Source organism: Phocaeicola dorei, from assembly GCF_013009555.1.
Classification (GTDB): Bacteria; Bacteroidota; Bacteroidia; order Bacteroidales; family Bacteroidaceae; genus Phocaeicola; species Phocaeicola dorei.
Map to the genome: position 1 here is coordinate 972645 of NZ_CP046176.1, position 15497 is coordinate 988141.

The following is a 15497-nucleotide window of genomic DNA, read 5'->3' on the forward strand; positions in this document are numbered from 1 at the left end:
TAACTATTAGCTCCCTGTGTGAAATTACTCTTTTAACAGTTGAATATCTTTGGAACGACTAAGATTTAGACGTTTTTTATAAGAAATGGATTCTTGTATTTTCCTCTTTTGTAGAACTGAGTTCCAAAAGAACTTGGATAATGTTTAATTAAAAGAGAGTGAGTATGAAAGAAAAAGTGTTAATGTTACTAGCTTGTCTGTGGTTGGGTATCGGCTTCTCTATGGCTCAAGCGCCTAAAACAGTTGCAGGAGTTGTAACTTCAGCGGATGATGGTGAGCCGATAATAGGTGCGTCTGTTTTAGTGGAAGGGACTACTATGGGAGCGATTACGGATGTGGATGGCAAGTTTGCTATCAATAATGTTCCTGCAGATGCTAAAGCGCTGATTGTTTCTTATTTGGGTATGATTACTCAGCGAGTTGGAATTCAGCGTGGTACTATTACTGTAACAATGAAGTCGGACACAAAAGTGTTGGATGAAGTGGTTGTAACTGCTCAAGGATTGAACCGTAAACAAAAAGCGTTGGGTTATTCTACACAAAAGGTAGCAGGTGAGGATTTGACTATTTCACGACAGACTGATTTGGGTAATGCTATGGCTGGTAAAGTGTCGGGAGCACGTTTTATAGGTGGTGCTAGTTCAGGTTTTGATGCAGGTACTATTATTTTGCGTGGTGCAGGTTCCATTCCTTCTTCGTCCCAGTCGGATAATCCGGCCAATGAACCTATTTATGTGGTAGATGGTGCTATCACCAACAAAAACTCTATCAATATGGATGATGTAGAAAGCATAAACGTATTGAAAGGTCCCGCGGCTACTGCCCTTTATGGTTCGCGTGGTGGTGCAGGTGCTATCATCATAACTACTAAGGCGGGACAAAGTGAGAAAGGGTTGCTTGAAGTAAGTCATACATTGCAGGCCGAAACTTACTATAATCATTTCAATATGCAGAAGCTGTATGGTGGCGGAGGATATGGAGGTACGGAAAAAGGTAACAGGGCTCAGGATATTTATGATTTGTATAGTGGTGATATTCCCGGTTTGCAAGGTGCTTATGTGTACGATTATAATGAGGACACTTCTTGGGGAGCTGCATACGATCCGGCTGTGAAATATGTCACTCCATTATCATTGGACGAAACCAGTGATTATTATGGAAAACCAGCCACTTGGCAACATGGGTTGGATTTGAGAGATCTTTATCGGACTGGTGTAACCAATACAACCAACGTTTCGTTTTCAAAGAGTGTGAAAGATTTTAATACCCGTGTTTCTTTCACCAATAGCTATCGTACTGGTGTGCAACCCAATTCGGATGCTATTCGCCGTTTCTTAGGGTTCAAGACTAATTTCAAACCCACACCGTGGATGAATGTGTCATTGGATTATAAATATACTTATCGTCAAGATCATAATGCTGCCGAAAGTGGATATAACGGTTCACGTACCGTTTTGCAGGAATATACCCAATGGGGACAGACCAATGTCAATTTAAAAGATTATAAGGACTATAAACGTCCGGACGGATCATGGAGGACTTGGAATATCAACAGTGTGAATAACCAAAGTGCTGCATTCCATGATAATCCGTATGCTTTGTTTCATGAATATAATCATCGCACCATTTATCAATGGAATGTATTCAGTGGTGATGTGTCTGTGGACCTTCCTTATAACTTGAAAGCAGGGGTACGCGTAAATGGTAACATACGTGGTTACAAATTGGAACGCGAACGCCCTTCAGGATCTATTAATTTCCGGTCAAATTATCGTCAGGATCAAAGCAGTTTAATTGATTTGACCGTACAAGGACGTTTGACTTGGGGACAATCATTCTTTAAAGACAAACTAACGGTAGATGCGGCTCTTTTTGCAGAAGTACGTGACTATACATACGATAATTTATATGCATATACCAATACAAATTATGACTTGTCTTTGGATAATTATTATAATTTGGCTGCTTCATCGGGTACTATTGCCTTGGCCTATAATAAGAAGACACATTACAAGGAACGTAGTGTTTATGCCACAGCTACTATGGGCTGGGATGATACTTATTTTCTTGATGCTTCTGTCCGTAACGATATGTCATCTACGTTGAGTCCTAATCACAATAGCTATTGGTATGGTGGCCTTTCCGCTTCTGTCCTTGCTCATAAATGGGTGAATGCAGAATGGCTGAATTTCTGGAAACTGCGTGCTAGTGCGGCTCAGGTAGGTACTACGCTTGATGCTTATAATATTTATCCTACTTATTCTCTAGATACCAGTTATGGTTCACATGTTACAATGTATGAACCTTCTTCTCAGAAAAATTATAATATTGAGCCGTCTATTTCCACTTCGTATGAAATAGGTACGGAATTCCGTTTGTTCAATAATCGTTTATGGGGTGATTTCAACTATTATACTCGGGATGACAAAGATCAGATAATCTCTGTAACCTCTGCTCCACAATCGGGGTACTCCACTCGTAAGATGAATGCTGGTTTAATTCGTAATCGGGGTGTTGAATTGAGTTTGGGCGGGATGCCCGTTTCCACTAAGAACTGGAAATGGGAAATGAATTTCAATATAGCGAAGAATAGCAATAAACTGGTGGAACTAGCTGATGGGGTGGATTCTTACTCTATTTATTGGACTTCATTCACAACTCGTTTGTATAATTATGCTATGGTTGGTAAATCACTTGGTGTGATAACCGGTAATACATGGGAACGTGATGACAATGGCAATATAATTTTCCATGAACTGAGTGCCTCGCAGAAGGCGTTGTATGGTGGTGAATATGTACCTACTTACAATCAGAATACACTAGATGAACTGGGTAACTTCCATCCGGATTTCACAGGTGGTTTTAATACTAGTATCAGTTTTAAGAATTTCCGTCTGTCGGCTAATATTGATTTCTCTGTAGGCGGTCAGATTGTATCCTATACTAATATGTGGGGTAGCAGTAGCGGTATTCTTGATAAAACAGCTGAACTTAATGACCGTGGCGTCAATGTTCGTGAACCGGTAAGCAAAGGTGGTGGTATCCACATGACTGGTGTGGATCAGGATGGTAATAAGGTAGATACCTATGTCAATGCCAAACTGTATTATACCACAGCTTCCCGTGTATGGGAAGAATGGGTGTATGACCGTACTTACGTGAAACTTCGCGAAGTGTCATTGTCGTATGTGTTCCCGTCACAAACTTTGAAGAAACTAAATATCGGTTTGAGTCGTGCCAGTGTGGCAATTAATGCTTCCAATCCATGGTTGATCTATTCAGCTTGTCCTAATGTGGATGTGTCTGAAATTGGTATGGGATATTTTGAGGGTGGTAATGCCGCTGCAACCCGTTCGATAGGTTTTACCGTTAATCTTGCTTTTTAAACCATAAAACGAAGAATCATTATGAAATATATTAAATTATTATTTTTATCTCTGAGTTTTGCAGCAACATTCACAGCATGTGATATGACTGACTTTGGCGATATTAACAAAGATCCCAATGAACCGTCGGAGGCTAATACTGGTATGTTGTTTACATACGCTTGTACTTATGTGAAATACTTCTCTATGAACTCAAATTATTATTACCCGTGGACGCAAATGTATCCGGGGTATATGTCCGAGAAAAATAATAATCAGTATGGTGCGTTTGGCGGACCTACTATGAGTACAAGTTCTTATTATCTTTATCCGTTGAAGAACTGCGAGAAGATTATTGACTTTAATAGTGATGAGGCTGAAAAAGGTAAACCTGCCATTGTACAGTTTGGTGATAATGCCAATCAGATTGCGGTTGCACGTACATTGATGGGATTCATCTATATGCACCTTACAGATGCTCTAGGGCCACTTCCTTATACAGAAGCGTTTCAGGCAGGTGAGGAAAATTTTACTCCGGTATTTGATTCACAGGAAACGATTTATGCTAAGTTAGATGCCGATTTGAGGGAAGCGTATAATCAGTTTAATGAAAGTGGCTCGTTGAGTACAGCCGACATCCTGTTCGATGGTGACATTCGTGCATGGAAGAAACTGAATGCTTCTACCCGTATGATGCTTGCTATAAAACTGGCAGATGTGGATCCTGCCGAAGGACGCTCGCGTTTTGCTCAAGCTTACGCCGATGGCGGTATTGAAGAAAATGCCTATAATTTGAATTATACTTTTGAGGCCAATACTGTGGGATATTTATATTATAATGGTGTAAACAATAATTATAATTTTGTCCCTAATAAGTATTATGTAGATCAGCTGAAGGAGTTGAAAGATAACCGTCTGTTCTCTACTTGTTCACTGATTCCTTTCGGTAAGACACAGGCAGAGGCGGGCGTAACGGATGAAGACTTGAAGAATTTTGATAAATACCAAGGTATGCCTTTGGGTATTGAGTCTGCAGATGTGAATACGTGGAACAAAGTCTGCTGTTTTTATAATCCTTCGCTCACACAGGTAACCTCTACTTTTCCCATTATTACTGCTGCTCGTATGTTGCTTATCGAGGCTGAGGCTGCTCAACGTGGCTGGATTCAGGCTGATCCTGCCCAGCTTTATGCAGCTGGTGTGAAGGCATCGTTCGAACAATGGGGGGCCGAAGGTGTTGATGAATATTTGGCACAGGAAGCAGTTGCCTATACAGGTACTGATGCTGATAAAATTAACAAAATTGCTCTTCAACGCTGGATTAGTGGCTTTATGGCTGATGGTTTTGAGGCATGGTCTGACTGGCGTCGTTTTGATATTCCGAAACTAGAAGTCGGTCCGGTTTGTACAACGATTGATCATATTCCTTATCGCCATCAATTTGATAGCGAAATTTATCAAGGTAATCTTGAAAATTATGAAGCTGCCGTGAAAGCAGATTTGAATGGTGATGATAGCCGTGAGCAACGAGTATGGTGGAATAGAAGATAAGATTTGAAATATATAAATTCTCTTTAAAGTTTCGTTTAAATATAGGGGACATTCTCAGTGATGAGAGTGTCTTCTTTTATTGAAATAAATCCAAAAATATATAGGATAAACGTTAGTTAAGACTAGGTAGTTCATAAATTGCCTCGATGGATAGATATACGTATTGCTTTTTCTTATTGACTTTTGTTGTGTTCGGTTGGGTAGAATTTGAAGAAGCGATTGTTGGGATATTGAATTTTTTATGAAGAAATTCTCCTGTTTTAAAGCATAAAAAAAGGCTATCTATCCCAGACAGCCAATCTTTTGTTAACCTTAAATCTAATACTATGAAAAACACACTACAAAGATACGGACTTTATTTATAATAGCAAGTTTCTAGTCTGTATTTCGCCGTTTTATAACATGCTTTATAAATATGTCGTGTCTTGTTAACAAATGGATCTAAAAGTGTAAAGTTTTGTTTATTATAACCTTTCGAACTTCTTGTCTTATGAATGATAGAGGAGGACAAACGAAAATAAAAGTCTGTGATGGTTATTTTCTATTTCTTATTTTATATCTTTGATGGCACTTTACTGATTGAAAAAATAATAGTTGCTTATGAAAAACAGACAGTTTATTGTATTTGCTCTTTTATTAGCGTGTCCGTTGCTGTTACACGGACAGGAAACGTCTCTCTGTGGAAAAGAATCATGTAATAAAGGTTATATCCGGCATCCATGGTATGGAAAAAAGGTTGGTTATATAGGAGACTCGATAACTGATCCCAATTGTTATGGAGATAACATAAAAAAGTATTGGGATTTTTTGAAAGAATGGTTGGATATCACTCCTTATGTGTATGGAGTGAGTGGACGTCAATGGAATGATGTACCCCGTCAGGCAGAACAATTGAAAAAGGAGCATGGAGAAGAGGTTGATGCCATCGTGGTTTTGATGGGGACAAATGATTTTAATAGCAGCGTACCTGTCGGGACTTGGTTTGCAGAGAAAGAAGAGCAAGTGATGGCTGCCCGTGGTGAAACTAAAAAACTGGAAACGCGTAAAAGGCGTGTTCCTATAATGACGAATGATACGTATAAAGGCCGTATTAATATTGGTTTGAGTCATTTGAAAAAATTGTTTCCCGATAAACAAATTGTTTTGTTGACCCCATTGCATCGTTCTTTAGCGGAATTCGGTGAAAAGAATGTACAACCGGATGAAAGCTATCAGAATAAATGCGGAGAATATGTGGATGCTTATGTACAGGCCATTAAGGAAGCAGGTAATTTGTGGGGAGTTCCTGTAATAGATTTTAATTCGGTTACAGGTATGAATCCGATGATTGAAGAACAACTTATTTATTTCTATGATTCGGGGTATGATCGTTTGCATCCTAATACCAATGGTCAAGAACGTATGGCACATACATTGATGTATCAATTACTTTCTTTGCCTGCATCATTCTGACAGTTGGACATTCATTTTTTTGTCTTTTTGGAAGAGTTTGTTTATTTGGGAGAACCTCCTATGTTTCGATGTGAACTTTGAAGGATTGAAAAAATGTTCAAATGGCAAATAAATGTTATTTGAACATTTTTTTATTAGTTCTTATTTACTGAAAGAGTAATTGAGCTATTGATTTTGAACAAATTTCTATATTCTTGTATCATTTTTTATGGTTTCTTTTCTTGTTCTTGTTTACTTTTGCCTGAATCTTTTAACTTATAAAATGTATATGAAAAACATGAAATTAAAAGTATTACTTGCTTTATGTGCTTTACTCCTGTTATCGGCTTTTATTGCTGAGAGAAAAGAACCCATTACTATTTTTATGATTGGTGATTCCACTATGGCGAATAAAAGTCTGAAGAATGGTAATATAGAGCGTGGTTGGGGACAAATGTTTCCCGGATATTTTACGGAAGAGGTTGTGGTGGATAATCACGCTATGAATGGAAGAAGTTCACTCAGTTTTATCAATGAAGGACGTTGGGATGTAGTGCTTTCTAAAATTCATAAAGGTGATTATGTATTTATTCAGTTCGGGCATAATGATGAGAAACCTAGAGCTACATTACATACAGAACCCGGAAGTACCTTTGATGATAATTTAAGACGTTTTGTGAATGAAACACGTGCTAAGGGAGGAAATCCTGTACTGTTCAATTCTATAGTCCGTCGTAATTTCCCTCCTAAAGGTGTGACGGAGATAAAGGGTAGTTATGAAAAAGAAGGTCCGGTATTGGTTGATACCCATGGGGAATATCTGGAATCTCCCCGTCGGGTGGCCGGAGAAATGAATGTACCTTTTATTGATTTGAATAAATTGACCCATGACTTGGTTACCGGTATGGGAGTCGAGAATTCAAGAAAATTGTTTATGTGGATTCCAGCAGGACAATATGAATTTTGTCCGGAAGGGAAAATTGACAATACTCACTTGAATATATATGGTGGACGTATAGTTGCCGGGTTGGTTGTGGACGCTTTGATGGAAGAAGTGCCGGCTTTGGCAAAATATGTGCGACGTTATGATTATGTGGTGGCGAAAGATGGGAGTGGGGATTTCTTTACAGTTCAGGAAGCAGTGAATGCGGCAGTTGGTGGTGGCAAGAAAACAATATCTATACTTGTCCGTCCGGGAGTATATGAAGAGTATGTTTCTATGCCGGAATCATCGCCTCGAATAGAATTGGTGAAACAGACAGGGGCTGAGATCAGGGATAACGGGTTCACACAAGATGTTTATGTGGCACCTTATAAGGGTGACAGAGTATGTGCTATTAGTTATACATTTGATGATGGTTTACAGGAACACTATACGTTGCTTTTCCCTAAATTGGAAAAATATGGCTTTAAAGGTACTTTCTGGATATGGGGTAAATGTATAGAGAATGAAAGTGCTATGCAGGGAAAACCGAGAATGTCGTGGGCGCAAATTAAAGAGATGAGTGACAAAGGGCAAGAAATATCCAGTCATAGCTGGTCACATACGAATTTAAAGCGTGTTTCTTTGGAGGAAGTAAAAATGGAAGTAGAGAAGAATGACAGTATACTTTATGAGAAAACAGGAAAAATACCGCGTACATTCTGTTATCCTTTCAATGCTGTTAATAGTGATATATTAAAAATAACTTCAAAGAACAGGGTAGGTACACGTACCGAACAATATCCCATCGGGGGAGATAAATCGAAATCAACTCCTGAGTCTTTAGATAAATGGGTGGAAAGCTTGGTAAACTCCGGTAGATGGGGAGTGGCAATGATACATGGAATATCGCAAGGATATGATGCTTTTCTGAATCCCGAAATATTGTGGGAACATTTTAGTAAGGTAAAGGCTCTGGAAAATAAAATATGGGTGGGTACATTTAGAGAGGTGGCTGCCTATACAAAAGAACGAGAAAAAATTCGCTTGAATGTGCTAGAAAAAGAAAACGGCTATAACATAACTCCTCATTTGGATATGAATGCACAATTATTTACGGAACCACTGACTATGGTATTGAAATCTGTGGGAAATAGAGTTTCGGAGATTAGGCAAGATGGGAAAAAGCTTTTTCTAAAGAAGGATGCTGATAAGATTCTTTTCGATTTTAATCCTTATGGAGGGATGATTCAGATTCGTTTTATCTGAGGTGTTGGATATAGTTTGTAAAACTAGAATAGGGAAATCCGTTAGTCTTTATTGTAACCATTTAAGGTGTGATAATAAGATTAACGGATTTGTTTTTTGCACTTTTATAAGGTTACTCAGAATTAATTTCTAAATTTGTTCCCGTTAACTTTATTCCTTTTCCAAAAGAAATAAAATGGAAAACACAGAGAAACTGATAGTAGAACAACTGAAAAATGGCAACGAAGATGCTTATAAATACATCTATGATTATCATTATGTTCTTTTATGTCATGTAGCAAATCAATATTTGAACGATAATTTTTTATCGGAAACTATAGTCGGAGATGTAATTTTTCACCTTTGGGAAATCAGAGAAACTTTAAACATTACTATTTCTATTAGAAGTTATCTGATAAAGGCCGTTCGTAATCGTTGTATAGACTATCTGAAATCTGGATCTGAAAAAAAGGAAATTTCATTTTCAGTTCTAGTACCGGAAGAGATGTCTGAAGAAAAGTATTTGCAGTCAGATAATTATCCTTTGGGAATATTATTGGAACGTGAATTGGAGCATGAAATCCGTATGGCAATAGACAAACTACCGATTGAATGTAGATGTGTTTTTGAAAAAAGCAGATTTGAGGAGAAAAAATATGAAGAAATTTCTCAGGAATTAGGTATTTCTATAAATACGGTTAAGTATCATATAAAGAATGCATTATCTTTCCTTCAGACTGAATTGAGCAAATATTTAATTGCTTTGATTTTATTTTTTTCGTGTTGAAACAGAAAAAAGTTTCTTTTAGGACTACCCTGTATTTAAAATAAATCGTCTTCATTTTAGAAACAACAAAGATGAAAGCAGAAAAAGAACATATTGATGAATTAATAGTATCCTATTTAAGTAATGAGTTGGATGGAAATGCTGTGCATGAACTGAAGGAGTGGATAGCTGCGTCTGTGGAAAATGAAAAGTATTTTATGCAGCGGCAAGAAATTTGGTTTTCTGCCATAAGTGATATGAAAAACTCTATATATAATAAAGATGAGGCTTTCCAGTTATTTAGGAAACGGGTGGATACATATCAAAAGAACAAGATGATGAGGAAGAGGCTAAGATGGAAAATAGTCTATAAATATGTGGCTTTTATATCAATAATAGGTTTTATCTCTTATTTCTCGTATTGGAGGGGTAAAAGTAATCTTAAAAATGTTTTAACGGAAACGGGGATAGAGGTGGAAACACCTATAGGATCACAAACAAGACTCCGTTTGCCAGATGGTACTATAGTGATACTTAATGCTGGATCACGTATTATTTATCCACAAAATTTTGGAGTATACAATCGTGATGTTGAGTTACAAGGTGAAGGTTATTTTGAGGTTGCTCGTAATATTGAAATGCCTTTTTATGTGAAAACAAAAGAGTTACAAGTAAGAGTACTTGGAACTAAATTTAATTTTAGAGATTATCCTGAAGATAAAGAAGTTGTTGTGTCTCTGTTAGAAGGAAGAATTGTTTTAAATAATCAGCTTCAGAGAGAGGAGGAATTATTATTATTACCTAATGAACAGGTGATATTAGATAAAAGAGTAAAGACTATGAAAAAAGAATGGAAAAGGGATGGAATAAATATAGAATGGATAACCGGTAGACTTTTCTTTGATGAAATACCTTTACCAGAAGTAGCACAAATATTGGAACGTAATTATGGCGTTCGAATTAAATTTGCTAATGATGCTTTAAAAAAAATTCGTTTTTATGGAAATTTTAATAAAAACGGTCAAAGTGTTAGAGATATTCTGGAGGCATTATCAGCAACGGAAAAGGTACATTATACTTTAAATGATAAAGAAATAATTTTATATTAACTATTTGTCTAATCTTAAATAAAAAGAACTATGAATAGAAGTACGTAAAATAAGGGTGGGAAGACTGGATATAAAAAAGTCGGAAGATCTGCGAAATCTCCCGGCTTCCATATTATTCCCTCAAAATGTCAAATGTGAGATCTTTTTTGAGGAATGTGACAAAAGTAATAAAAATATTTCTTAAAATCGCCTTCCTACAAAAGTTTTTAATTTTTTAAATTCTAAATTTATGAATTACAAAAGGAGGGCCATCTTGATGGTCGGGGCTGTATTATGCCTAAATTTAAGTGTGTACTCTCAACTTATATCGTTGAAAATGAATGATGTTTCAGTGAAAAAGGCGATGATGGAATTACAAACTAAAAGTGGTTTCTCATTTGTGTATATTGCTGGAGATTTGGATATTCGGAAGATGGTAACAATAGATGCTAATCAATTGGATGAAGCTATTAATCAGATTTTGAAAGGACAAAATGTTTCTTATGAAATACAAGGGAAGAATATTGTTATTAAAAGAATTCAGGAACTAAAAGTAGCGAATGAACAAAAAATTAAAATTAGTGGTATTGTAAAAGATGTAAATGGAGCCCCTGTGGTTGGAGCAACAGTTAAAGAAAAAGGGACTTCAAATGGTACTATTACAGATATTGATGGAATTTTTATGCTGGAAGTTCAGGAAAATGCCTTATTAGATATATCATATATTGGATTTAAATCTCAACAGTTGAAAGTACAGAAGGGAGGTAAGGCTTTATCAGTTATTTTGAAAGAAGATTCTGAATTATTAGATGAAGTTGTTGTTATTGGTTATGGAACACAGCGGAAAGGGGAGGTCGCTAGTTCTATTGCCACTGTAAAATCAGAGAATTTTTTGAAGGTCCCTTCTCCAGATGCTGCTCAGATGATTCGTGGACAAGTTCCGGGACTAGCTGTTATAACCCCAGATGCCAATCCTCTTTCTTCTTCCCAATTATCTTTGCGTGGTATCACAACATTAGGGCAAAACACCACTCCGTTAATTCTCATAGATGGAATTCCTGGAGCATTAAATTCTGTTTCTCCTGATGAGATAGCACAAATAGATGTATTAAAAGATGGTTCGGCAGCAGCTATTTATGGTACACGTGGTACTAATGGAGTTATTCTTATTACTACAAAACATGTAAATGGGGAAATGCCAACAACAGTAGATGTGAATGCTTATATTTCTATTCAACAGATCGTGAAAAAGTTGCCAATGATGACAGCAGGTCAATATCGTGAGAAAGTAGCTCAAGGAGGGTATGGTGGTGCGACTGATTATGGTGGTGATGTGGATTGGTTGGATGAAATAACTCGTACTCCTATTTCACAAGTATATAATGTAAGTTTAAGAGGAGGAAGTCAGACAACTAATTATTTGGCAAGTCTTGAATATAGGAGTTTGGAGGGTATAATTCAACGTTCGGACAACCAGATCATTTATCCACGCATTGAGGTTACTCATCGCATGTTTAATGATAAATTGCGTATTAATGCAGGGTTGAATGGTTCTCTAAAAAAATATTTTGATGGTGCAGATGGTGGTGGATATAAAACAGATGTTTATGCAGGAGCGATTCAATTTAATCCTACAGATCCTGTTAGAGATGAAAATGGAAATTGGAAAGAGAGACCTATTAATGATTATTTAAATCCGTTGGCTCTTTTATGGGAAACAGAGGGAGAGAATAAGGAAACTGCTTTAAGAATGTTTGCTAATTTGGCATTTACTCCTATTGCAGGATTAAATATTAAATATACTGCATCTAAAAATATTTTTAATCAGATCCGAGGATATTATGAAACGAAGCAACATTCTTCAACTACTAAAAATGGTAAGAATGGATATGCATCTCGTGGTACACAATCTACATATGAAACATTATCTGAATTGACAGTTCAATACAATAAGACATTATTTAAAGATCATAATTTTACTTTGTTGGGAGGGTATAGTTGGATGAAAAGTGGGTATGAAGATTATTGGATGCAAAATTGGGATTTTCCTTCAGATGATTATACATATAATAATATGAGTGAAGGTCAAGCTTTACGTGATGGAAAAGCTAATGAAGATTCGGAGAAAAGGGAGAATTTGTTGATTGCTTATTTTGCTCGTTTGAATTATAATTATAAAGGAAAATACATTTTATCTGCTAGTATAAGACAGGAGGGATCTACTAAATTTGGTAAGAATTATAAGTGGGGAACTTTTCCAGCTGTATCTGTAGCATGGAATATAGTGGAAGAGAATTTTCTAAAGGATGTGTCATCTCTTTCTGCATTGAAAATACGTGCGGGATTTGGTATTACAGGTACGGAACCATATTCTCCTTATATGTCTCTTCGTTCGATTAATTTTAATGATTATGCATATTATGATGGCACTTGGATTAAGTCTGTTCATCCTAGTTCCAATACGAATCCAGATCTCCGTTGGGAAAAGAAAGAGGAACTTAATGTTGGCCTAGATGTTGGCTTTTTTGATAATCGGTTAACCGGAAGCATTGACTTTTATAGAAGAACGACTAAGGATTTGATTTGGGAATATAATGTTCCTTCACCTCCATATTTATTTCCTACAATACAAGCTAACGGAGGGTCTATACGTAATACAGGGGTAGAAGTTTCTATACAGGTAACGCCTGTTTCAACAAAAGATTTTCAATGGGTAACAAATATAAACTATTCTAGTAATGCAAATAAATTAGTGACACTTTCTGGTAAATTTGTTGCAAGTACATATTTAGATACGGGGACAACGGGATCTCCTATGTGGCAGGCAACACACAGAATACAAGAGGGGCAACCTTTCGGTAATTTTTGGGGATATAAGTCTATTGATATAGATGATGATGGGCATTGGATAATAGAGGGTGAAGATGGAACCCCAAAATCTATAAATGATGCGCTTCCTTCTGATAAAAAAGTATTAGGTAATGGCTTGCCGAAACATTATGTGAATTGGAATAACACTTTTGGATATAAAAATTTTGATTTAAGTCTTACAATGCGTGGGGCTTTTGGTTTTCAAATATGGAATTCGGCTGCTGCTTTTCATGGGGTACCTGCTATGTTTACTGCAGGATGGAATGTAATGGAGAAAGCTTTTGATCCTGTCTTTGGGAAACGTCCTCTTGCTGTAGATCAACCACTGGCTTACGTAAGTTATCATATTGAAAATGGTGACTATTGGAAGATTGATAATCTGACTTTAGGCTATACTTGGAATACAAGATGGAATTGGTTGAAAAATATTCGTTTTTTTGGTTCTGTTTCTAATCTTGCTGTTATTACTGGATATAGTGGTATAGATCCGGAAACTCCTGTAAACGGAATGTATCCAGGTATAGATAATCGTTATAGATATCCTTCGGCTAGAACTTATACAATTGGTATGTCATTTAAATTCTAAATATTATGAAAACAATAAATAAGATAGTAGGTATAGTTACTTCTATAAGCTTGGCGGGAATAATGTCATGTTGTAGTAATGATTTAACAGAAAAAGTATATTCTTCAATAACACAGGATAGTTATGAATATACGGTAAAAGATTTTAAATCTGTGGTTTCAAGTGTATATTCACCTTTACGTGGAGTGTTTAGCCATACGGGATTTTGGACAGCGAATGAAGTGACTGGAGATGCAATAGTATCTCCTCCTACTGCCACAGGTTGGTATGATGGTGGCCAATATATGCATTTTCATTATCATGATTGGAATTCTGAGCTGGCTAATATTAAAGAATTTTGGGATTGGATGTATCGGGGAGCTTTATTTGCTAATTATTCTATAGAATTGATTGAGAGTGGTAAAGTACCCGCTCCTTCTTTGGAGGCAAAGGAACAAGGAATAATGGAACTAAGAGCAGCTAGAGCTTTTTATTATTGGTTGATATGTGATAATTTTGGAGATGCTCCTTTGGTAATTACTACATCAGATGAAATGCCAGAAAAAAGTTCTCGTAAGGAAATCTTTGATTTTATAGTAAAAGAACTGATTGAAGTTATACCTTATTTAAGCGAGGAGCAAGGAGGTGCTATGTATGGACGATTTAATAAATGGGCGGCAAAGACATTGTTGGCGAATGTGTATTTGAACGCTGAAGTGTATACAGGAACGGCTCATTGGGAGGATTGTATTGTACAATGTAACGATATAATCAATAATAGCCCTTGTATGCTCTCTCAAAATTTTAAAGATTCATTCAGATCATCTGGAGTTGAGTCTTCAAAAGAAATTATTTTAGCAGTACCTTATGATAAAATTATTGCAACAGGAAATGATATGCATATGCGTTCTTGGCAAGCTCAGTTAAAAGATAAATTTAATTTGGAAGCAACTCCTTGGGGAAGTGGAACAACAATGGCAATAACTCAGTTTGCTGATACTTATGATGAAGATGATAGTCGTATAGATGATACATGGCTTAGAGGAGCACAATATAGTAGTAACGGTGAAATACTAAAGGGGATTTATGATAATATAGGTGAGGATTTTATCATTGTAAAAGAGATACCTGATGCTAGTTATGTAAAAGAATTTGAGGGGTGGCGCATGAATAAATTTGAGGTCGCTCCTCAGACTCCTTCTTCTTCTGATACTGATTTCCCTTTTTTCCGTTTTGCTGAGGTGTTGATGATGAAAGCAGAGTGTTTACTGCGAACGGGGCAGCCGGGGGCTGGTGCTTTGGTTTCTCAGGTTAGGGAACGAGCTTTTAGAGATCATCCAGAAAAAATAATGGTTACGGATGAGCAACTTAAAGCTAATTCTATTTATCAATATGGTTATGTAGAGAAATATCATATTGTAGATCCAGGTAATCAAGACCCGGTTGAGTTCGGACGATTGTATGATGAGTTGGGGTGGGAATTTGTTTGGGAGGCTCACCGAAGAAGGGACATGATTCGTTTTGGTTTGTTTACTAAAAAAAGTTGGTTGTCACATAAGCCTAAAGGAGATTACCGTAGTGTTTTCCCTATACCAGAGGTTGTTTTAACTTCAAATCCAAAATTAACTCAAAATCCGAATTATTTGCAAAAGTAATTGATTTTTGTTCTCAACTTGAAAATATATAATAA

The 15497-nt window shown here is 36.6% G+C and carries 8 protein-coding genes; all 8 read left to right on the forward strand.

Going from position 1 to position 15497, the window contains the following annotated elements; all coding sequences use genetic code 11:
• Window positions 1-164 precede the first annotated feature (164 nt).
• The 8 genes from GKD17_RS03795 (at window position 165) to GKD17_RS03830 (ending at window position 15462) form a co-directional block, all read left to right on the forward strand.
• The gene (locus GKD17_RS03795; protein ID WP_007836703.1) at window positions 165-3386 is read left to right on the forward strand and encodes a SusC/RagA family TonB-linked outer membrane protein; all 3222 of its coding nucleotides are present in this window, start codon (window positions 165-167) and stop codon (window positions 3384-3386) included.
• Window positions 3387-3407: 21 nt separating this feature from the next.
• Window positions 3408-4916: a SusD/RagB family nutrient-binding outer membrane lipoprotein gene (locus tag GKD17_RS03800; RefSeq protein ID WP_007836705.1), complete on the forward strand. Its 1509-nt coding sequence runs from the start codon at window positions 3408-3410 to the stop codon at window positions 4914-4916.
• A gap of 600 nt (window positions 4917-5516) precedes the next feature.
• Window positions 5517-6368 (forward strand): SGNH/GDSL hydrolase family protein, encoded by an 852-nt coding sequence (locus tag GKD17_RS03805; RefSeq protein WP_007836707.1) that lies wholly within the window; start codon window positions 5517-5519, stop codon window positions 6366-6368.
• Between the two features lie 277 nt (window positions 6369-6645).
• Window positions 6646-8538, forward strand: coding sequence for a pectinesterase family protein (locus GKD17_RS03810; protein WP_007853279.1), 1893 nt, complete (start codon window positions 6646-6648; stop codon window positions 8536-8538).
• A gap of 175 nt (window positions 8539-8713) precedes the next feature.
• On the forward strand, window positions 8714-9304 hold the full coding sequence (locus GKD17_RS03815; protein ID WP_007836709.1) for an RNA polymerase sigma-70 factor: 591 nt from the start codon (window positions 8714-8716) through the stop codon (window positions 9302-9304).
• Between the two features lie 71 nt (window positions 9305-9375).
• Complete coding sequence (locus GKD17_RS03820) at window positions 9376-10392, forward strand: FecR family protein (protein ID WP_007836710.1); 1017 nt, start codon at window positions 9376-9378, stop codon at window positions 10390-10392.
• A gap of 229 nt (window positions 10393-10621) precedes the next feature.
• Window positions 10622-13828, forward strand: a complete 3207-nt coding sequence (locus GKD17_RS03825) for a SusC/RagA family TonB-linked outer membrane protein (RefSeq protein ID WP_007836712.1) — start codon at window positions 10622-10624, stop codon at window positions 13826-13828.
• Between the two features lie 5 nt (window positions 13829-13833).
• A complete protein-coding gene (locus tag GKD17_RS03830) occupies window positions 13834-15462 on the forward strand; it encodes a RagB/SusD family nutrient uptake outer membrane protein (protein WP_007836714.1) in 1629 nt (542 codons plus the stop codon).
• The last annotated feature ends 35 nt before the right edge of the window (window positions 15463-15497 follow it).

Bases quoted from the DNA above. Each gene is read 5' to 3' on its own strand.
- GKD17_RS03820 (WP_007836710.1), top strand. From the start codon at position 9,376: ATGAAAGCAGAAAAAGAACATATTGATGAATTAATAGTATCCTATTTA.
- GKD17_RS03805 (WP_007836707.1), top strand. From the start codon at position 5,517: ATGAAAAACAGACAGTTTATTGTATTTGCTCTTTTATTAGCGTGTCCG.
- GKD17_RS03815 (WP_007836709.1), top strand. From the start codon at position 8,714: ATGGAAAACACAGAGAAACTGATAGTAGAACAACTGAAAAATGGCAAC.
- GKD17_RS03830 (WP_007836714.1), top strand. From the start codon at position 13,834: ATGAAAACAATAAATAAGATAGTAGGTATAGTTACTTCTATAAGCTTG.
- GKD17_RS03810 (WP_007853279.1), top strand. From the start codon at position 6,646: ATGAAATTAAAAGTATTACTTGCTTTATGTGCTTTACTCCTGTTATCG.
- GKD17_RS03825 (WP_007836712.1), top strand. From the start codon at position 10,622: ATGAATTACAAAAGGAGGGCCATCTTGATGGTCGGGGCTGTATTATGC.
- GKD17_RS03800 (WP_007836705.1), top strand. From the start codon at position 3,408: ATGAAATATATTAAATTATTATTTTTATCTCTGAGTTTTGCAGCAACA.
- GKD17_RS03795 (WP_007836703.1), top strand. From the start codon at position 165: ATGAAAGAAAAAGTGTTAATGTTACTAGCTTGTCTGTGGTTGGGTATC.